General features: G+C 46.4%; 21 protein-coding genes. 12 read left to right on the top strand and 9 right to left on the bottom strand.

Translation table 11 applies throughout. The features are described 5' to 3' along the window. Window positions 1-8: 8 nt before the first annotated feature. On the bottom strand, window positions 9-392 hold the full coding sequence (locus tag SK35_RS25420; RefSeq protein WP_050596975.1) for a hypothetical protein: 384 nt from the start codon (window positions 390-392) through the stop codon (window positions 9-11). A gap of 500 nt (window positions 393-892) precedes the next feature. Between SK35_RS25420 and SK35_RS25415 the strand changes: the two genes are divergently transcribed. From SK35_RS25415 to SK35_RS25370, 10 genes are all read left to right on the top strand, one after another. Further along, entirely contained in the window at window positions 893-1069 is a 177-nt protein-coding gene (locus SK35_RS25415) for a hypothetical protein (protein WP_155034045.1), read from the top strand. A gap of 497 nt (window positions 1070-1566) precedes the next feature. Then, the gene (locus SK35_RS25410) at window positions 1567-2772 is read left to right on the top strand and encodes a DNA-binding protein (protein WP_032610476.1); all 1206 of its coding nucleotides are present in this window, start codon (window positions 1567-1569) and stop codon (window positions 2770-2772) included. A 64-nt stretch (window positions 2773-2836) separates the two neighbouring features. After that, on the top strand, window positions 2837-3118 hold the full coding sequence (locus SK35_RS25405; protein ID WP_032610475.1) for a hypothetical protein: 282 nt from the start codon (window positions 2837-2839) through the stop codon (window positions 3116-3118). A gap of 378 nt (window positions 3119-3496) precedes the next feature. Then, complete coding sequence (locus SK35_RS25400) at window positions 3497-3793, top strand: hypothetical protein (protein ID WP_032610474.1); 297 nt, start codon at window positions 3497-3499, stop codon at window positions 3791-3793. Window positions 3794-3842: 49 nt separating this feature from the next. Then, window positions 3843-4280, top strand: coding sequence for a hypothetical protein (locus tag SK35_RS25395; protein ID WP_015063013.1), 438 nt, complete (start codon window positions 3843-3845; stop codon window positions 4278-4280). An 81-nt stretch (window positions 4281-4361) separates the two neighbouring features. After that, a complete protein-coding gene (locus tag SK35_RS25390) occupies window positions 4362-4907 on the top strand; it encodes a hypothetical protein (protein ID WP_032610473.1) in 546 nt (181 codons plus the stop codon). 45 nt (window positions 4908-4952) lie between these two features. Continuing rightward, a complete protein-coding gene (locus SK35_RS25385) occupies window positions 4953-5189 on the top strand; it encodes a DUF905 family protein (RefSeq protein WP_032610472.1) in 237 nt (78 codons plus the stop codon). 537 nt (window positions 5190-5726) lie between these two features. Further along, window positions 5727-5867 (top strand): hypothetical protein, encoded by a 141-nt coding sequence (locus SK35_RS25380; protein WP_154591402.1) that lies wholly within the window; start codon window positions 5727-5729, stop codon window positions 5865-5867. Window positions 5868-6133: 266 nt separating this feature from the next. After that, window positions 6134-6448, top strand: coding sequence for a hypothetical protein (locus SK35_RS25375; protein ID WP_015063011.1), 315 nt, complete (start codon window positions 6134-6136; stop codon window positions 6446-6448). Window positions 6449-6535: 87 nt separating this feature from the next. Continuing rightward, window positions 6536-6895, top strand: coding sequence for a hypothetical protein (locus tag SK35_RS25370; protein WP_015063010.1), 360 nt, complete (start codon window positions 6536-6538; stop codon window positions 6893-6895). Window positions 6896-6927: 32 nt separating this feature from the next. On the opposite strand, the gene SK35_RS25365 is transcribed toward SK35_RS25370, so the two are convergent. Genes SK35_RS25365 through mobI form a run of 8 tightly spaced genes read right to left on the bottom strand, consistent with a single transcriptional unit; the run spans window position 6928 to window position 16938 of the window. Beyond that, window positions 6928-7656, bottom strand: coding sequence for a nuclease-related domain-containing protein (locus tag SK35_RS25365; protein WP_015063009.1), 729 nt, complete (start codon window positions 7654-7656; stop codon window positions 6928-6930). 1 nt (window position 7657) lies between these two features. After that, on the bottom strand, window positions 7658-8839 hold the full coding sequence (locus SK35_RS25360; protein ID WP_032610470.1) for a S49 family peptidase: 1182 nt from the start codon (window positions 8837-8839) through the stop codon (window positions 7658-7660). Between the two features lie 12 nt (window positions 8840-8851). Then, the gene (locus SK35_RS25355; protein ID WP_015063007.1) at window positions 8852-9514 is read right to left on the bottom strand and encodes a DUF4400 domain-containing protein; all 663 of its coding nucleotides are present in this window, start codon (window positions 9512-9514) and stop codon (window positions 8852-8854) included. Continuing rightward, window positions 9501-10604: a hypothetical protein gene (locus tag SK35_RS25350; RefSeq protein ID WP_015063006.1), complete on the bottom strand. Its 1104-nt coding sequence runs from the start codon at window positions 10602-10604 to the stop codon at window positions 9501-9503. The genes SK35_RS25355 and SK35_RS25350 overlap by 14 nt, the downstream gene beginning before the upstream one ends. Continuing rightward, complete coding sequence (gene traD / locus SK35_RS25345) at window positions 10604-12688, bottom strand: conjugative transfer system coupling protein TraD (protein WP_015063005.1); 2085 nt, start codon at window positions 12686-12688, stop codon at window positions 10604-10606. Before traD ends, SK35_RS25350 begins: the two co-directional genes overlap by 1 nt. Then, complete coding sequence (mobH, locus tag SK35_RS25340) at window positions 12688-15723, bottom strand: MobH family relaxase (RefSeq protein WP_015063004.1); 3036 nt, start codon at window positions 15721-15723, stop codon at window positions 12688-12690. Before mobH ends, traD begins: the two co-directional genes overlap by 1 nt. A 10-nt stretch (window positions 15724-15733) precedes the next feature. Then, window positions 15734-16456: a hypothetical protein gene (locus SK35_RS25335; protein ID WP_015063003.1), complete on the bottom strand. Its 723-nt coding sequence runs from the start codon at window positions 16454-16456 to the stop codon at window positions 15734-15736. Continuing rightward, window positions 16453-16938, bottom strand: a complete 486-nt coding sequence (gene mobI, locus SK35_RS25330) for a conjugative transfer protein MobI(A/C) (protein WP_015063002.1) — start codon at window positions 16936-16938, stop codon at window positions 16453-16455. Before mobI ends, SK35_RS25335 begins: the two co-directional genes overlap by 4 nt. Before the next feature lie 756 nt (window positions 16939-17694). Between mobI and SK35_RS25325 the strand changes: the two genes are divergently transcribed. Next, a complete protein-coding gene (locus tag SK35_RS25325; protein WP_015063001.1) occupies window positions 17695-18492 on the top strand; it encodes a hypothetical protein in 798 nt (265 codons plus the stop codon). A gap of 5 nt (window positions 18493-18497) precedes the next feature. Next, window positions 18498-19010, top strand: a complete 513-nt coding sequence (locus tag SK35_RS25320; RefSeq protein ID WP_015063000.1) for a hypothetical protein — start codon at window positions 18498-18500, stop codon at window positions 19008-19010. Window positions 19011-19108: the final 98 nt, after the last annotated feature.

Here is a 19108-nt window from a genome sequence, read left to right as displayed (position 1 = left end):
ATCGCTCCTTATGCCGAGACCGGACGGACAAACAAGTCATGCGCCCCATCTGCCAGCGGCTCGCAGTAATCACCGAAACCGTCTGGCACAATGCTGCCATCGGCCACGATGCAGGAAGCCACCGGTTTCTGTGCCCGGTACGCTGCCAGTTCGGCTGCGTCGACTTTCGCGCCATCGGTCAGGTCAAAATGCAGATCGTCATACGCAGAGCCGTTCAGCTCTTCTTCCAGACTGATAGCCGCATTCAAGGTAGCCAGCGCATCAGCGACGTCACGTGAGTTGATTTTTGCGTCGCGCAGCTCTAGCTCAAAGGCCAGTTGCAGGCGGCGTACAGCGACGATGTGGGACTTATGCTGGGACAGACGAATGAGGGTGTCGATATCGTGGGTCATGATGCTTACCTTATGCCCGGAAACGCCGGGGCGTTGGTGCGGATGCCGCGCCATGGGATTACTATGATCTTCTGAACTTCTATTGTCAATACAATAGAAAACAACGTTTTGAGGATTTTTTATACAGGACGGATGCTGCGGTAAATTCAGTTGCACACAGTCATTAGCCCCTGCATTTACAGAAGATGGAGGCGGTTTAATCCAGGAGCTGACATCTTGATATGGACGCCAGCCGTCACAGCATGATTCTGCCCGGGGACACCGCGCCGAGTGTGACCTCCCGCAGACGGAAGAAGAGCGGGGGAGAATGTGCCCCTTCTCCCTGCGGTGGTCGCTGGGTTCAATATAGGATTGAAATTCCCCGCTTATCGACCAGATGTGGCATGCGAACAGGGTAGAATACTATTCCGGATTCACGAATTATCAGCGCCAGCCGGTGACCCGCTGACGTACCCGCTGCAACCTGTGCCGAAGGTGTCGACATGATTAAAAAGGAATGTATGAAAGAACGTACACAATCCCCGGGTGAGTCGTTTGCTCACGCTGAGTTTATGGAGAAAGTCTTTACCAACTTACGGATGTTTTGTGACGCCGAATACCGACGGTTAGCCACAGGTGAGAAAGAAACCCAACAGTCGCAACCGGAAAAGACCATACATTCGCATTATCTCGTGTAAGACCCATGCCGCCGTATCCTTTCCCGATGGCCGGGCAGATTTAGCCTGGCCCGATTTTAATTCCCTCATTCTACCTGCCCCGCGTTGAGATGTTCGACAGTGATCCCGGTTATTCTTTTATAGCGATAGATAGATTGCCATTCCATATTTTGGAAAAGTAACTTTAGATGCCTTGTGACGCCGCAGTTCCCCTCTTACTCATCTTCCCTTCAGCGCATGTAACACCTTTCATGCTGACGGTTCTGCATTATTGTGGGTTCTTGCAGACGGAAAAGTAACTTTTTCGATAAATTCCGGCTTTTTGGTACCCGATTTCACACTAAAGTTAAATTTGGCCTCCTTAGCGAAAAATTAAAACGGACGGATCACGTACTATTACCACGGGAAAAAAAGTTACTTTTTTTTTCGCCTCAGGTTATTAGGAAATGAATCGAACCTGGTATTGTTGTGTTGTAGCGAACAACCACCCTAAACGAAAATTTAAAAGGAAGGCCACAATGTCCACTATCGAAAATGATGTAAAAACCGCTAACAACGATATCAGCCTGCGCACTTACCTGGAGCGTTCCGGTAACGGCGCACGCAAAAGCAATGGTCTGGTCATCAACCCGGCAGTGGTCGAAGAGGAAGAAGGTTTTAACACCCGTACCGCTGGCATGGGAGAAAGCTACTACTCCTTACCCCACGTGGTAGCCCACCTGAACAGTCTTAAAGAGTCCTATAAGTCTGAGCCTTTAAGCGTACCAGCTATCGTCGTGCAGGTTCTGAATGGTCGTCCTGTTCTGCGTCAGGGGGCATGTCGTATCCGCGCCGCCGCTATGGCAAACATCGAGCTGGCAGAGGAAGGGCGTGAACTGATTTCGTTAATTCGCTGCGAGGAGTTTCGCGGTAGCCGCGCCAGTGCCGAACAGTTTACGCTGGACGGTAACTCTAATCTGGCTCTGTCTGTCGTGGCTGAGGCGCTCTCCATCAAACGGATGGTCGAAGATGCTGAAGAACCTAAAACGTTCGCAGAACTGGCCAAGCGTCGCGGTAAAACAGAACAGCACCTGCGTCAGATGGTTCGCGTCCTGGACCTGCCTGAAGCCCTCCAGGTTATGCTGGTGACAGGGGAAGTGAGCATGTATGTCGCGCTGGATGAATATCTCTACAGCGGCGATAAGGCCGTGAATAATATCACCAAAGCCATCGACGTCTATGGCAAGGCTACGGCCAAAACCCTTAAATTCGTCAAAGCTGGCAACATTGATGCAGCCATGCAGCCGAAAGCGCCGGTCGTGCAGGAAACGAACGCAAACACCCCTGAAACCACCGTGACGGAACAAACATCCGTCGAAGGTACTACGGATGAGACCACCCCGCCGCAGCTGGTGGACGGGAATGTTGGGACCAACCCGGAGCCAACTCCGGAAAACACCCCGGAGCCGAAGGCGAAAGATCCGATCAAAACGCCAGAGCCTAAAACTGTATCGGTCTCCAGCGTACTCAACAAAAAGACCGTGACGACGATTGCGGACACGGCAATCCCGCTTTTTTCGCGTATTGCGGAAGAAGCAGAACAACGTGCCGCTAAGAACCTCAGCGACGATACGTACACCTTAGTGCTGACCAATGATGAGATGAATGCCATCTGTGAAGCCCACGGCAATCTCACGCAGTACCTGCGTAAGCATGCCGAAAAGCAGCAACAGGGCCAGGCATGATTTTCTGACCGACCCTCCACCCGGTAGGGTCGGTTACCACCACAGGTCAAGGAGAAACAGGGTAATGAAGAATATCGCGATCAACGTCAGCACGAAGGCACCATTGCAGACAGTTAAGGACCCTGTGACCCGGGTCAGCATTCAGTGTACGGCGAAGGATGAGAAGGGCGAAGACGTGGAAGTGAATATTCTCGATCTGGAGCAGCACCACACCACCAACGAAATTAAAGTGACTTTTGGCGGCTCCCCCTCCCAGGCGCTGACCATGCTCAGCCGGGTGATGGACGTGCTGCAACAGCAGGCGGACGCAGAGCTGCAACTGAATTCTTACGCTCGTTTGCAGTAAACGTAAAAGGTGAATGATCCGTTTTAATAAGTACCTGCAAACCCCATGGATACCGATTTGACGAATGGCACACCCATTTATAAATCTTAACCGCCACTGAACAGGCAATAAACAGAGTTATTGTGAACTTACATCCGAGGGAAAATAGGTGGCTACCAGCTTTTAGGATGGTGATATTCAAATAACTGCAAAATTACGAATTAGCAAGCGTATTGTAGGGAATACATAATGGTAGAATAAGATATGGTTTTAATAATTTACAACGCTTAAATCCACATTCGTCCATATTTAATATTTATGGGAATTTAAAAATATATTCAGTGTAGGTTATTAGCTAGCAGGTCGAATTTTATATAATACCAAAAAACAGGAGGTATTATGAAAACCAGTCTGGCTTACGCATCTAATTGTTCCGACGCTCTCTATTCCTTTATTTACAAGGCACTGCAACAACGCTCAGGTGCCGAAAATGAAAGTCTCTATCAGCAGGCTATTTCAGCGTGCCGTACTCCGAAGCAAAAAAAGAAAATGGCCGGTTACTACGCCGGTCCGTGGCAGATGCTGTTTAACGCCTGGTGTTACAACCGCCTACCCAACATTGCCGTACTGCCCGTGTTGGCACAGCAGTGCTTATCCTTTTTGCAGTGCGAAGAACTGATCGCCGACTGGCACTAATCACATTATGTCCTGCTGGTGGATGCTGGCAGGTCTGGAGTACCTTTAAATGTACAGATATGACAGGAACCGGCAGTCGTTCAACCTGGTCAATGCGCTTCAGCCGGTCTATCGCAACAACGGTGGCGGTTTGTTTGAGTTCGACCGCAGGAAGCAACATGAAACGGCTGATCTCATCTTCGAGGCACTGACGTTTTCCCAGGCGCCCGAACTGGAGCTGGCGAAATTTGTCCGTCTTAAATCTGTGCGCCGAATTGCACAGTTTGACGACGGTGAAGTGCGCTATGGCGTTCACGTTGAACTGGCCGACGCTGTTGATAATAATTCCTTCAGAATTTTCAAAGATGATAATACAGGTGGATTTGATTTTTATTTATTTTCTACTTCAAATAATGAAGCAGAGCTTGTCCGCTTTAATCTGGATGTCTGTGGTATTCATTTACAGGACATTTTTGAACGGTCAACCGGCTTGTGTCTGTCGTACTGAATTATTTATTAAATATTTCACTTCAGGTTATTAGCCACGAAACCGGTTGTGGAATAATAATAAAAAACGACGAGGTGAAATATGAAAAATCTTAATATTCAGATTAACGACATCGCAGCAATTAACACACTTGGTGGATCAATGCTGGCGGATATCATCGCCACCCAATATAAAGTAATTGGTGATAACAAAGACACTGCGGAAATGCCTATGCCGTGTATTGCTTACGGGCAGACCCCTGCAAATATCGACCCAGGCGTCTTCATCAACCGTGTGTACTGCTTGGACAGTCAATCGCTAAGTGCCAGCCTGCGTTACGAGCTGTTTAACGGACTTGCGAACCAGGCGTTTACCTTCTTCTGCCAGTCGGGCTGGTACGGTGCATTCCGGGTGGTGTCTTTCCGTGATAACGGACCTGCCGGACTCCTTAATATCGGCATTGTCCATGAGAAGGTGTTAAACGAATTTTGCGCCGATTTTCCCCGGGCTAATGTCAGCGAAACCGGCTTTAACTGCGGCATGACATTTGACCAGATCCGGATGTTTATTTCAGACCGGGCCTATCAGATGCCGCTCTACAACAACCAAGATCACTTCGTTAAACTCGCGAAACGCCTTGTGGCCTGACACCCAGTGCCAGGCTCAGGCCTGGCCATTATGAAGGAAATGCCCATGAGCGGATTTTTCAGCAACGAATCACCGTTATCACTGGCTCAAGCCCGCGCCGTTGCCGCCGGTTACCAGAACGTCTTTATCGAAAACCTCCAGCCAGCAGGCCATTTCCAGATTGCCATCCGTAATCATCGCGACCACGATCGCCAGCTGATCTGGCGTAACTGGAATTATGAACCCGATGCCTATGATGCGCTCAATAGCCACCTGCAAAGCCACGGACTGAAGGCCAGCTGATCAGCACAAGAACCCGGTAACTCCGGGTTTCTTTTTATGGACTCAGCTGTCAGTGCTGGCAAACGGGGAAGGGAGTCTGGGTCTGCCCGGGGCCCACAGCTGGTGGTATAAGTCTGACCCGCATGCAGATGGTTTCGCCCGGTGCCGAGATGGCGCCGGGGAACTGAAAAGGTATCTTGCATCCGGAAAGAAATCGTCGTGACCTCCCGACCTGCGTGTAGATATGCCTGGCGGATGCCTGCGGTGTGTCGTCTGTAACTGAACTGAGCCATCTTAATTCGCGATCGAGAGAAAAGGGACGTGCTAGCAAAAATTAAGCGCGAGGGACTTTGATATAAATACTCAGACAATTAACGATGACTCACAGGATTTCACTGGTGCTTATGATTCTCCATATTGTTTTAACCCTCTATGTGGTTGTATGTCTTTTCTGCTGTCTATTTTTGAGAGCCCGTAATAAAAAGGCACTTTGCCATTCCCAGACCGAAGGGCGTCGGTATACGCAGGATAGTAAGAGAGGGGGGATTGCCGACGGAAATGGTTCCTTCTTTACCCCCGATACCTCAGGCGGTGATGGTGGATGTGGGGGTGGTGGTGACGCTGGTGGCGGATGTGGGGGTGGTGGTGATTGATGCTGTTCGCAGGCGTCCGCTGGTGGGGAGCTATCGACATTGGTAATTTTGACGGTTTTTTTCGTAAAGGTTGCGGCCGTGGGCTCTGGCTGGTGGGGCGTGAAGTCAGAGAATCTAAATTAAATCCGTCGTGCAGAAAAGTACCTTTTCTGAATCTGTCAGACGCATCCGGAAAGAAAATATCTCTCGGGGCAGCAAAGGCACGCCGGAGGTGATTTGCAGATTCAAGCGGGAAAGTCTATTTTTCATGCACCGAACCTATTTGGGCTGGGACGGAACCTGGTATAATGGACACATACAAAGGAGGGCATTATGAATACTTTTCTTTACGTACTGGTAGGCTGGATTGTCGTGCTGTATCTGGTTAATAAAGTGCGCGAAAAACGCAGCAAAGCGAAAGCGGTTAAAATCCTGGTGAAACGCAATGGCGTTTATCAAGAAGTGGATGCCGTAATGTTGCCCAAATACCAAGGCAGCGATGTGAGTACAGTTAAGACAGGCAATGAATCAGCCTCGCAATGGTTGAATAAAGAGGATGATATTACTGAACCGGAGTACTACAGTGGCGCTTCATTATTGAAGGCAACGAGAGATTTTGAAGCTCAACAAATGGAACAAAAATTCTAGCTACACTAGCCAGTTTTCACGACTAGGAACTGTTAGTTGAACCCTATTCATTCAGATTTAATAGGGTTGGACGGGAGGAGTTTAATAATGACAACGGCCAACGTAACCACCACTACTATCTACCGCTCCGATGATATTGTGCCTTTTCGTCGGCCACAGGGCGTTCTGGATAATCGTTATATGCCGCAGGCTTATGCTCTGGTACGGAACTGGGCCAGCAAACCAGCGGAGTACGGTTCTGGTGTTCTGGCAACCTACAGACAGGCGGTAGTTAATCTTGCGTATCAGGTTAAAGGGACTCGTGTGATTTTAATTCTGGTTCCCATTGAATGTGAGCCGGTTGGCGTAATCATGACTGACACAGTCTTATGGCCGTCGCTACCCATTGGGGAGGTCATGCAAATTATGCAGGAAGCATGGCAAAATATTCCGGTGTTGAATCCATAAAAAAGCCCCGCATAAATTAGCAGGGCTTTTTTTTACTTTGTCGAACCGAATATTTTACCCGGTAGATTCCGAAGAAAGCGCAAAAGGTTATAGGTAATACGCTGCTCCAATCGCATAGTTGTTTTGTATCTGGTGGTAACGTTGTGGATATGGTCCAGATCAGTATAAAGGCCAGGAGGCTTTCTCTTTAACTTCAGCTCCCCACGGATATAACTTACTGCCTCAGGCTTGAATACAGTTAACTGGCGCCGCTCAGTGACTTTCCGAACAAAATCACCCATACCCATGCAAAGCCAGTCTGGCTTCTCACCTTCAAACTTGCAGGGCCCGTTAATGATGACAACATTGATACACTCCAGTTCGCTGGCGCGTAATGTAGACTGAATGGCCTTGATGTGACCGTAGTTTTGCCTGAACGGGTTTTGTAACTTTAGTGTCCCTGACGATTTCCATTTTCGCCAGTGGCTTTCATCCAGCTTCCCATAGAGCTTTCCAGCATAGTTCTTCTGCTCGATGACGTAGAGCCCATGAGAGGCGATAAGGACGTGATCAATCTGCGTGGTGCCAGTGGCACTAACCGGCAGAGTTAAATCGCTCAGAAGGCCTTCTGCATCATCAGGAAGGTACGCTTCAATTTGCTTGGCCGTCCTGCGTTCAGCAATGGCTGACGATACGAATCCCATCAAGCAATAAAGCACAATGAGTACCAGGGCAATAATACTTATTGCTATCACCCGCCACGCCATCAGGATCACGTCCATCTTATTTCACCGTCGGATAGCTGGTGGCCTGAACAGAATCAAGTAACCGGGAGGTTGTGCCCGCCAGCGTTTCGATGTTGGTTGACAGGCTCATTAACATACCGAGCGCGGAGCGAAGCGATCGTTGCGGCTCGTTGTACGTTTTGAATGTAGTGGTCGAATACATTTGAGACAGACGCGAACGGACCTCGACTGGTGTCAGGTCACCGTCGATGAGACCGTACTGGATTGCTTGCTGCGTTGTCCATACCCGGCCGGAATACAGAGCGACAGCATTTGCCTCCGGGCGGCTAATTAGTTTGTTACCCCGGCCTTGCTCAACGTCCGAAATAAATTTTTCATGCATGGAATCCAGGATTTGCTTCTGCATAAAATCCCGGGTGGCCTCGGAAAGCGGATGATAAGGGTCGAGTGCAGCTTTAAATTCCCCTGCTGTGAGCGGCTCATTTTTAACACCGACCGTATCCATGACGCGGGACAGGTTCCAGTGATCCATTCGTATGCCGATCGAGCCGGTCAGAGCGCTGCTATCTGCATAAATGGCGTCAGCAGGGGACACGGCGTAGTAGCACGCTGAAGCACAAATGCCTTTGACGCTAACGATAATAGGCTTATAGCTGGTTTCCATATCGGCAATGAAACGGCCACTCCCGGCGGAGAGGACCTCCAGGGTATTGCGTTTCGATTGTTCGGCATTGATATCGTCCTGCGAGCGTGAAGCACTGGTATCACCCGTATTACGGGTCTTGCTTGCGGATTCCGCATGTGAAATACGTTCAATCTTCTGCTGGTGGCTTCGAAGTGCATTAATCTGGCGATAAATAATAATCGCGTCTGAAGGTCCGCCACCACCTGACTCCGCCTCGATAATGACAGCTTTGGCATGCGGGTTGTTGTACGCTTTTGCCAGTGCTGCGGCTATCACAGAACCGTCACCGGCCTCTGACCCGGTGCCCATTTCTCCCGATATGCGCACGACGGCAATATGATCCATTCGTCCTTCTGATTCCTGATACTTATCGTAAATATTAAAGGCCGAAACCCCTGCTGCTGCTAATGCCAGAAGGGAAATAACCACTTTTGAGGTGGTATGGATTCGGAACATCTTATAAAAACGGTCAGCGTTCTCATCAAGCGATTCTTTGATATTGGCAGGTGACTTCTTATTTTTACGGTTAAACATCTGACCACCTTATTACATAAGTTTTTGAAAGTTAGACCACAAGCGGTTGAGTGCAATTCCCAATATCAGCAATGCGACAGGGGGGAACAGTTGAGCGATATTGTTAAAAAGAGACATATTAGGCATTGAGAGGTAAACAAAGGTTAATGCACCAATTATCCAGAAGGCTCTGAACCAGATCCTGTAAAACTGAACGGTTACATTACCGAAAACGTAACGTTTTAATTTCCATTGATACATGCCGTCAGCGAGCATAGCAATTAAGTAAGGTGAAAACACAATCAGCCAGCCGAGTATCAGATTCCAGCGGAAAATGGACTGATAAATGAGCAAGGGGAGATTCTTTGCCACAGTGTAGTTTACCGATGACATCTTCTCTGCAACGTAATTCAGCCCACGCGCAGGTTTCGTCGTTTCCGGGATCAGTATCGTATTCAGATATTCGATCAGCTTATAGTCATTAATCAGAGTCGACAAAGTAGCTTCACTATTTGCAATAACCGACAACCACCGGTCATTAGAAATGAGGCTACGACTGGCGTTCACCTCCTGAGTGATTTGTTGCTTTAGATCGTCAGTATTCTGGAAGCCCAGACTATAAATAAGATAAAGCATCATCCCTAAAAAAAGCAGTCCTCTGATGAATACTGCCCGTGCAGAATTATCCGCAGCCATTTGCGTCCCTCCACTCCCTGAATAAGTCTAATCGGTCGCCATGGTCACGGTAGTGGCTTCGCCAGATTGTTGGCACACCCAGCAACCAGTGGTATTGCTGCGGGATTATGTGGTTGATCAGGCTGAACTCAGCCAGTTCCTTATGCTCCGGACTTTTCCAATGAATTTGACCGGGTTCAGGAACATAGACACAGGCTTTTTCCTTTGCAGCCTGACGGCTAAACTCAACAAAATTAATCCCCCAGGGCGTCCAGTGTCGGTATCTCCCGGTGATCCCTGTATTAAATACCGGGAGCGTTAGCATGGTGTCTGCGTAGGTTGAGATGACCTTTTTGCACACACAAGGGCTATCAATTTGCTCCCGGTCGAGGTGTGTTAATAGTGCCCGGTCCATAATGTGGTTGAACATATTGGCATACAGCCCGGTCGGGTCGGGCAGGCGGTCAATCGCCGAGATTAGTTTAAATTTGATACGAGAGAGAAACGCCGAGTCTTCTATGGTAAGAATGTGACTTAATGTGGTTTCAGGGTGAATGAGTGGCTTATTGCGTTGTACTTGTTTAAACGTGACGCTGTCAGGCAGCGTAATAAACGCCGATGCAGCACTCGTAAAATTGACAAAATAGGGAAGTAAATAACTCCCCAGCATTTTTGAATTTTTATCAACAAGGCGGCGGCGCTCTTCAGAATTGTCGAATGTAATGCGAAAACCAATAAATTTTCGCTGTCCGTCTTCGCTCGTAAGAAGAGACTGAACCCATTCATCACAAGGTCCCTGAGCTACGGACCAGTAACTTGTTTCATGGTCACCGTATTCATTGCTGGTGGACAGTTCCCCTTGGAGCAGAAAAAGCTCGGAAAGGATAATAGCCAGCGCTGATAAAGACTCAGCATCGTTGTCATGGCAAAATTGCCCCACAGATTTCAAAGCACCTTTTTCAATCCCTGCCAGACGGTCACGAACATCCTGCGAATCGGCAAACTTCAGGCCTAATGACTGCATACGCCGTTTAACAAGCGAACGGCTTTTACTGACTTTCAGAGATGAACTGAAAATTTGATTTTGTGTCAGAGTAATTTGCTCGTCCATCAATGCAATTTCCTTAGATGTTTATTTAAATAGTCTAAACCCACATTCTGACGCAAAGTTACTTTTCCGGCTGGTTTCAGGAACATCTCCAATAATGTTGTATTGGGTCTCATCGAGTTTTCACTTACGGCAATCGGGATCTGCCCGACGACTTTACGACCATCCTGAAGTCTGGCCACAATATGAAATTTTGGAACCTGGCCTAAAAGCTCTTTCGGAATACTTTCTTCCAGCGTTGTTTGCTTTCTTTCTGATATCGAACCAGAGAAGTTATTATGCGGCAAAGTGGTTTCTGATCCTGTCGTATACGTGACCATATTTGTACTAATTGGACTTTTACCAAAGTTTTCTACAACCAGCGTTTGCGTTGGGGTGTCGTTTACCCGCAGGCTAATGTAATTGTTACACAGACCCGTAATACGATTTGCAGTCTCAACGTTTGCTGCTGCAATAAAATCGGAAATGGTTTGCGTGCAAATAAACAATGCAATTTGTGCGGCACGACCCTGAGCGAGTAAGTTTATCATTGAATTGTTGATTGCGGAGTGTGCTTCGTCGACGAAAATACTGATCCTTGAATGTGAGGACATATCACCATCATCAGAGTTATAGCGACTACCCGCGCAGGACGTCAGGTCTGACATTATCAACTGCGAAATAGCCCGGGCGGATTCCGGGTTGGAAAGACCATCGAGCGAGATATAGAGAACACCTCCGGTACTGAATATTCCATCTGAAGTGACTATTTCACGCGAAGTGAGTGAATTAGGTGACGGCGAAAGCAATTCATTCAGTGGTTGTTCGGTCAGACGACTGAACAGCGGCATAATACCCGCTGTCATTTTTGACATGTGCTCAGGATCAGACAAAGAATAATCTACTAACCGGCCGACGGTATCAATCCAATCAATGGGCTCGGCACCTTCATAATTCAAGAAGTGGGCAGAAAACCATTCAACAAGGCGCTTAAAGCGGACTTGTAGAGTATCATTCGAAGAATATTTCACCTTTTCCATCCATACATCGGGCCCGTAGTGCCGTGCATAACAGCATTCCAGAACTTTTACGGTGAGGTTCAGGATTGCCATGTGGCTTTTCATGTTTTTATGAATGAGATATATCGACGGTTTTTTATCCGTGTAAGACAGACCGGTGATCACAGTTGAAACGAGAGCCTCGGCATATTGTACGAATGGGTTAACTTCCCCGGGAACCGAAACCAGACTAAGAAGGCGTGAGGTGAGGTCCGAAACATTGGTATAAGCGTTGCAGACATCAATACACACTGAAGAAGAAGGCTGGGCAGGGTGAAACTTATAAAATGGCAACCCAAGTTCCGCCGCTTCATCCATAAGTGACTGCCGCCAATCTGCGTCGTTCTTTGGATCAATAACCACAATGACGTGGCCTAAATGCAGCATACTGATGCTCAATAACCGCTGAAGGACTGTTTTACCGGTACCGACGTTTCCGGTAATGAGGGTATGGCCGAACCAGTTATCTTCGGTAACAAAAATTGGCGCCCGTTTATCAACAGCAAAAATGGCGTTACTGCCACCCATGGATCTGGCCATCGCCTCAAAATGCCGCGCTATGGGGTTTAGGGCAAATGGCAGGGCTATCTCTCTTTTATCGCTTGAGAGATTGGCAATTTGATACGCGCGATCTGCATGCTCGGGACCCCATTCAAAGCCGTTACAGAAGTAGGTTTTTCTGTCCGGTACCTGACGGTTGGATTTTTTATACTCTTGTACCAGCTGGCGGTACTTTCGCTCGTTAGAGAAAAAGTTACTTTTGTTGATCGACCTGAGCGATTTAAGGCTAATAAACATAATCTGGCGCTGAAACACGCGCCAGTGCGCCATCAAATAAGGGTATGCCGTTTTACAGCGGTACAAACAAACCAAAAGCATGAAGGCAGCGGTATACAAAATGATGGGGGCAATATTCAACCCATCTGATCGAAACCCCATAAACAGCATTATTATGGCGCAAATTAAAAGTACTGAGGCACTTCTGTACTCCAATATCGGCCTGTAAAAGTTTTCCTGGGCGTGCAGGTTGGTCCTTTTTGATTTTGCCATTATAGATTCCCTACATCTTTAAGTGTGTTAATGATTAACTCAATATCGACCTTTGCCCGGTCGGATGCGGCTACCAGAGTTGGCATGTTGAATGCGAAACATTTTGTATTGACTATGGCGCCGGAGGTGACCTGGTATTGAGGAAGCTGGTTAAAAAGCTCAGGCGCATTTAACTGCGTCCCGTATTTTTCAACACATGACTGGGTCAGAAAAAAGGTGTTCTGGGTCAAAACCATGAATCGGTTTTTCCGCTTTCTTTTAAACGACCCAGATAACTTAGTCAGAATGTGGTGAAGCATTGTGGCAATTTCGACGTATTCAAGTTCTGTAACTTCACCGCCACTTAGCAGGGTAAAATCTTCCAGTGTCTCCTTTTCTTCTGCACCAGGTTGGTCAACGGCAATAGGAGCCTGAACTGTGGCAGAGTTGGATCGATTAAAGGCTTCTTTCACTGGAGTCGTGACCGGCGGATTTTCATGCTTCTTCTCTGCTTGAGTGTTTACCGCAAACAGACGAGCCAGGGCCGGAGATAGATGGTTCGCTTTCTCCCCGGCGGGTTCCGATTTTATAGGGTCCTGTGATGACACAGGACTTGTTAAAATTACTTCTTTCCCGGTTGTATTGGGAGCTGGTGGCTCTCTGGTATCCTCAGGATCATTCAATTTACCGGGCGCAACGACCTGGTCTGTTTCATCATGGAATTCGGCGACATCGCTATTTTTCGCCTCAGGCTGGGGGGGTTCAACCACAGAGTTGTCGGCGACTATAAAGTCAGAATATGCCTCACTATCGCTATCTAGGGTTTCTTCCAGCAGGTGGCCATATTGCTCATACTCAGAAGCAGTGACGGTCTCCGGTTCGGAGTGGGCGTTAATCTGTTCAGCTACCGAATTGGCCTCTACAGCCTGGGGGGTATTCAGTCGCGCCGGAGGGAGATCAAGCGGTGTTTGTGGGGGCGAAACCGCTTCGTTTAATGATGGACTTTCAGGGATATCCAACGGCTGGTACATTGACGTATCAAAAAGCGACTTCAGCGTAGAAGTGGTTCGGGGTTCCGAGGTGCTCACCTGAATACCAGCACAGTTATCCCCCAGTTGTATCAGGCGTAGATTGTTTACGTCACGGACTATCCACATACCATCCAGTGATCCATCACGGTACGTCAGCTGGAAAAAGGGCCCATCACAAAATGCCGCCTCATCAATACCAGGGATTAACGCAATAGCAGCATCGAGATTAAGGTAAGGTACGGAATCAATATTAATGACTGCGTTGTGGGGCAGTGGGGCGCTCAGAAGCATTTCATGCAGCTGCTCGACCAGACGCATCTGACTCTGCTCTTCATGTTCCTCTACCCGTTCCTTTTCATCCAAGCCGCCTGTTCCGGCTGTATCTGTTGGCGTAGTAACCTGCGGATCAATAATATCGGTTGCTTTATCCGTGCCAGCCGCCTCCACACTTTCTGTGATGGCTTCAGTATTTTCACTGCTTTTACCGTTGACACTGTCGGCATCAGGGCCGTTCACGAGTTTGAGTCCGTATTGTGGAGTATCTTCAATGGCGTCGCTTACGGTGTCCGTTACTCTGGTAACAGACTCACGACCCGGGACCGGCCTTCTGTATTCTGTTACAGTTTTCTGTTCATCAATATAGATGAAATCTTTATTTGCATTAACGCTGAAGAGGCCCGGAACAGAATCCGGGATTTTATATGAGTCAAAAATTAACCCGATCCAGCGAAGTTTCAGGAGATTATAAAATTCCAGCTTACCGATACCGTTTCGGAAGATGCTGGCTATTTCATTTTCCGAGTATGTCCCGGGAATAAAATAATGAACCACACGCTCATCATCGTAAGGCTCAACATAACCCCGTTGAACCAGCGACTCTACTAGTACAGTTTTACCTGCATCCCCCTGTGGGAAGTTGAACTTGTGGGCCGCAAAATCACTAAGTACAAAGTCGAGGAAGGCGTTTTCATTGAGGTAAACTTCACCGTTTACAATAATGATGTGCATGGGTTTGGATTTATAGTTATTAATATTAATACTGGTGAAGTTATGCTTAATGGTACCTATTGCTCTTGCCGCAGCATCATTCGACCGCAGACCCATTATCGGGTCCCTCAATACATTAAGGTCAGTTCCCGTTGAATAATAATCTGAGGTTCTTACACATTTGGACAGAAAGTCATTGCCATCGTTATAGACATTCAGTGCCGTAACCATTTTTGCATAGACGCGCTCCTTTTTGACACGGTCGAGGAATGACATACAGACCGGATCTAATATTCTCTCAAGGAAAACGCTTGACCATATATTATGTTGGTTATGAATGCGTTTTCGCCAATGTATTTCATATTCGACAACATTGTTTTCACGTGCCCAGTCAAGCAGGCTTTGCGAGCTTGGCGCCCATGTTAAAGTTTCATTCAGATTCAGACTTACTATATCGAGGTCATATACCTTTCCGGCATCATGCACAAGGCCACAGATAAAAGCGGCATAGAGATATACTTTTCGGCGAATGACTTCTTCATCCTGATACCCAATTGGGCGCAATTCAGAATGATTGGCATTTTTTAAAGAAATCATTGCAACTTCCAGGCTATGTGACAACAATCCGCCAATACCATTATGGTGGTGGTTTTCTGAAGCAGGAAGTAAATGAATCCAACGGATGTATTCAATCAATGGTTTTAAAACCAGATTGGTGAAGGTAAAGGCATCCTCACGGATGTCTCCATCACTTATTGCCAGCATCATAGAGATTGAGTGCAGTTTATCTCTGTAAAGAGAAAGAATAGACTGCTCATTAAACGTTTGTATCCCAGCTGGCCGAGTTGGGTACTCAATGAATTTCAGGACTTCAAGATTCGGGTGATCCGGTACAGTGTATTTCTGATCCCCTATAATCTGAGCAAATGGTGAAAGACTCGAAACATCCTTCATCATTAACTCAGCCACATCATTCTCCCTACTGGAGAAGATGCCTAAAACTCTTTGTATACTTAGGAATAGCGCCCTGAAATTCATCAAATAATCCTTATTGGCGTTTACCAGATAGTTCCGCAGCAATATATGCCTGCACGCTTTTGTACTGTTTTACCTTTTCGATAAACTCATCAGGACTGTAAGAACCTTTTACACGGCGCGACACGTTAAGTGTTTTTTTGACCCGTTCGATATACATGTTGAGACTTCGGATAATATTGTGCGCCATTACGTTGTAATCGCTAACCGGCAGCTGACCCAGAGAGTTGAATTTATACATCTGGGTCAGAAGGTTGTTCATTTCAAAGATGTGCTTATAAAATCGCATCGTGTTCTGGTTGTTGAAGTTTAACTGGACAGATTCAAATCTGAACGGAGAAAACTCAGTTGATGAGAAGAATGGATCACTTTCATCAACCTTAATAGTGGCGATGTGGGCCTCCAGATTCTGCTTCATCAAATTGTTTTCGTCGTGCAATTCATTAAACCAGTCCTGAATTGCCTGCACCAATTCAGGGTGTTTTACCGCATTAACCGTCCTGAATAATGATGAAATAGCAATGCTAACATCATTAAAGCCTCTTATTACGGAACGATTCCGTGCCGTAAGAAATCGGTTAAAGTCTGGCGTGCCTGGAGTAATAGTTACTGTTGCCATGCCGTAATGTTCATTTTTACTTTGCGTGGCTCTTCGGCTATCTTCAGGAGTCTGAGAGGAGCGGGCATTTACATCAGGTGTCTTCTGCTTGCTTTCATTAATTGTTACGTCGGTCATTGTGCCACCTCTGATTTTGAGTATTTACGGATTTTGCGTCCCAGTTCGATATACGCAGTATGATAGAACTCAAGTAATTCTCTGTAGGGTTCTAGTACTCCCTCCGTTTTTTCGATCATTTCATATTCCCAGAAGGCATGATTAACAAAGCAGCTTTTCGAATATTTTCCGCTTTTCATCGCAGAAATCCGTTTCGACATATGACTGGGAGACCTGGTTTTAAACGGGCTGAACTTATGCCAGGTGATTGTAACTTTTTTGGCATTACCGATTAATTCAATTTTCGGCGCATACGAACCCAGATACTCACGCTTTAGCGTATTGTTAGGCCGGGGTAAATTAATCTCCAGATGATTCCGTTCTTTCCACTCGATCCAGTAATTTGTGCAAAGGTCTTCAGCTGCCTCCCGCAGAACCTCGATTTGTGAACGCATCAAACTGCGTGATAATTCTAGTGACTTTATTAGTTTCGAATTAGACATGTGACCTCCTGATGTGAAATCACTATACCGAAGTGGTTTTTATTTTTTTTTCACAAACAGGACTTTTTTCCGTGATTTTTATCGAGAATTTTGAGGTGGGGCTTCGGAGGCGTGAGGAATACAGATAGTGCGCAGCTCCAGATGAACACGGGAACGGCTGAGATGGGCGCATTTAAGCGCGGCAGAAAAGTAACTTTTTCTGCCATGGGTATTTTGAGACCGTGATCTGAAAAGTGCTGTTTTACTTACTAAGTTATACATATATCTAGTGCCACTTTTTAAACAAAAGTGACCCTATGTTTTTTGCGCATAGTGCCACTTTTAAAAAAAGTGACCCTATGTCTTGGCTACATAGGGTCACTTTTCACAAAGAAGTGACCCTATGTCGAGGCTTCATAGGACCACTTTTCGGCAAGAAGTGACCCTATGTAGTAGTCATGTTAATCAATCGGAAAAATATTCATCCTGAATCGCTTTTTTCGCTAATGTTATTGCCGCTTAATGCCGATAACGATTCGGGCTTTGCTATTTTTTTAAGCGATTAAAATTTCGTTAGCAAGCGCAGGGTTTTTTGATAAAATTCTGGTTAGTTTGGTCAAAAAGTGTTACAAGTAAGGCCAATGGATGAATGGTTAGTTTTAAGACTCAAATAGGCAGTATTAAAATTCCAAAAGTTACTTTTCATCATTCAAAAACCAAACTTTAATTTCATGTAGAAGATTAGTACAATTGTATTGACGCAAGGACAATCCGCACATGTCAGAATCAGATAACATAACGCGTAACCTACTCGGTAAACTATTACGTACCGAGATTTCGATTATTCGTAGTTACCGTGCATTCCTAATGTTATTGCCTATTCACGGATCTTCTATGTATCAAACAGGGTCTCCACTCCTGCAACGCCGTCTATTTGGAACCGGGTTTGGGGCAATGGCTGATAATGCATTCGAAGTTGAAACACGTCCCGGAAGTTTCCTCGTTCCACGTTCTTTAGGTAAAGAGATCTCGTGGGATAAATTTTTTATGGCCGTTGTTGATGGTGACACTAACGTTATCCGTGAATATGACAGTGACGATACTGACTTCGGCATTTACAATGCAGGGGAAAAAGTTACTTTGTTGAATGGGCAGGAAGATTGTTATAATCCGAGCAAAATTCAGCAGTTACGCTCCAAGTGTGTAGACATACAAAATGATTATTTTATGCAGATCTTCTTTATGTCAATGCTTGCACCTGAGTTTGTCAGTATATTTTTTGGATTAAAGCCTGCTACCGTAGATGCAATAAAAGATGTTGGTGTGTCATCACTCAAAGCAATTAACGATGTCGTTCTATTCCCACGAATAATTGCCTTTACACCGGGGTTGGGGGATGATAGTGCAACATTAAAATCTAAGGTGTTTGCCTGGGCATACGAATTATCTGCCGACATTCGTTTGGGTAAAGTTAGTGACGACTTAATGGAACTATTGCGTTACGACACTATGTTTACATGCCACCGTCAGGATGTGTTCAACTCTTTGGCAAATAAAGTGCTCTTGAAGGATTAATAAAAATGGCTAAAGTCGATCAAACTAAAGCTAACATGTTGTTGAGCGCTACAAAAACGATGTCACTTGGTGCGAATAAAAACTCAATAAGAATTCTTTATGGAAGCCATGTTGCAGAAAATATTGATTTCAGATCGGAACCTCAACAAAACGTTAAAAAAGGTATTCGAGGGTGGAGTCGTCGTTCGGATAACCGCAGAGCATTTTCTGCGGTTATTGATGTCGCGGTAAATTACTTCGGTTTTGATCCTATTCATCCGGAATCCAGCTTCCGCAATATTGACTTCAACCGAATCATGAGCGTGCTGCATAACCTTGGGTATTTCGTCTGCGCCCCTGAGGTCAATAAAATCATTGAGATCCTCACGTCAATGAAAGAAATAGAGGAACTCGAAACTTGTGCGAAATGCAAGCGGCCTTACATTGTCCCGTATACCAATGATACTCATTGCCCTCGGTGCAGATTGTCGTCAACGGTCTCTGCAATAGCGAGATATTCTCAGGAGGAGTTAGATTAGCTATTACTTTATGTGAGTGGTTTTAAGCTGAGACCAAAAATCTAAAGACTGCGTCGTCTTTATCTATTAAATCTTTGGCTTGCATACCGTTACACATG

It is taken from the genome of Citrobacter sp. MGH105 (genome assembly GCF_001037485.2).
In the GTDB taxonomy this organism is placed as follows: domain Bacteria; phylum Pseudomonadota; class Gammaproteobacteria; order Enterobacterales; family Enterobacteriaceae; genus Citrobacter; species Citrobacter portucalensis.
Note: the sequence above shows the minus strand (reverse complement) of the source record. Positions and strands in the feature narration are given on the sequence as shown.

Bases quoted from the DNA above. Each gene is read 5' to 3' on its own strand.
- SK35_RS25420 (WP_050596975.1), bottom strand. From the start codon at position 392: ATGACCCACGATATCGACACCCTCATTCGTCTGTCCCAGCATAAGTCC.
- SK35_RS25415 (WP_155034045.1), top strand. From the start codon at position 893: ATGAAAGAACGTACACAATCCCCGGGTGAGTCGTTTGCTCACGCTGAG.
- SK35_RS25410 (WP_032610476.1), top strand. From the start codon at position 1,567: ATGTCCACTATCGAAAATGATGTAAAAACCGCTAACAACGATATCAGC.
- SK35_RS25405 (WP_032610475.1), top strand. From the start codon at position 2,837: ATGAAGAATATCGCGATCAACGTCAGCACGAAGGCACCATTGCAGACA.
- SK35_RS25400 (WP_032610474.1), top strand. From the start codon at position 3,497: ATGAAAACCAGTCTGGCTTACGCATCTAATTGTTCCGACGCTCTCTAT.
- SK35_RS25395 (WP_015063013.1), top strand. From the start codon at position 3,843: ATGTACAGATATGACAGGAACCGGCAGTCGTTCAACCTGGTCAATGCG.
- SK35_RS25390 (WP_032610473.1), top strand. From the start codon at position 4,362: ATGAAAAATCTTAATATTCAGATTAACGACATCGCAGCAATTAACACA.
- SK35_RS25385 (WP_032610472.1), top strand. From the start codon at position 4,953: ATGAGCGGATTTTTCAGCAACGAATCACCGTTATCACTGGCTCAAGCC.
- SK35_RS25380 (WP_154591402.1), top strand. From the start codon at position 5,727: ATGGTTCCTTCTTTACCCCCGATACCTCAGGCGGTGATGGTGGATGTG.
- SK35_RS25375 (WP_015063011.1), top strand. From the start codon at position 6,134: ATGAATACTTTTCTTTACGTACTGGTAGGCTGGATTGTCGTGCTGTAT.
- SK35_RS25370 (WP_015063010.1), top strand. From the start codon at position 6,536: ATGACAACGGCCAACGTAACCACCACTACTATCTACCGCTCCGATGAT.
- SK35_RS25365 (WP_015063009.1), bottom strand. From the start codon at position 7,656: ATGGACGTGATCCTGATGGCGTGGCGGGTGATAGCAATAAGTATTATT.
- SK35_RS25360 (WP_032610470.1), bottom strand. From the start codon at position 8,839: ATGTTTAACCGTAAAAATAAGAAGTCACCTGCCAATATCAAAGAATCG.
- SK35_RS25355 (WP_015063007.1), bottom strand. From the start codon at position 9,514: ATGGCTGCGGATAATTCTGCACGGGCAGTATTCATCAGAGGACTGCTT.
- SK35_RS25350 (WP_015063006.1), bottom strand. From the start codon at position 10,604: ATGGACGAGCAAATTACTCTGACACAAAATCAAATTTTCAGTTCATCT.
- traD (WP_015063005.1), bottom strand. From the start codon at position 12,688: ATGGCAAAATCAAAAAGGACCAACCTGCACGCCCAGGAAAACTTTTAC.
- mobH (WP_015063004.1), bottom strand. From the start codon at position 15,723: ATGAATTTCAGGGCGCTATTCCTAAGTATACAAAGAGTTTTAGGCATC.
- SK35_RS25335 (WP_015063003.1), bottom strand. From the start codon at position 16,456: ATGACCGACGTAACAATTAATGAAAGCAAGCAGAAGACACCTGATGTA.
- mobI (WP_015063002.1), bottom strand. From the start codon at position 16,938: ATGTCTAATTCGAAACTAATAAAGTCACTAGAATTATCACGCAGTTTG.
- SK35_RS25325 (WP_015063001.1), top strand. From the start codon at position 17,695: ATGTCAGAATCAGATAACATAACGCGTAACCTACTCGGTAAACTATTA.
- SK35_RS25320 (WP_015063000.1), top strand. From the start codon at position 18,498: ATGGCTAAAGTCGATCAAACTAAAGCTAACATGTTGTTGAGCGCTACA.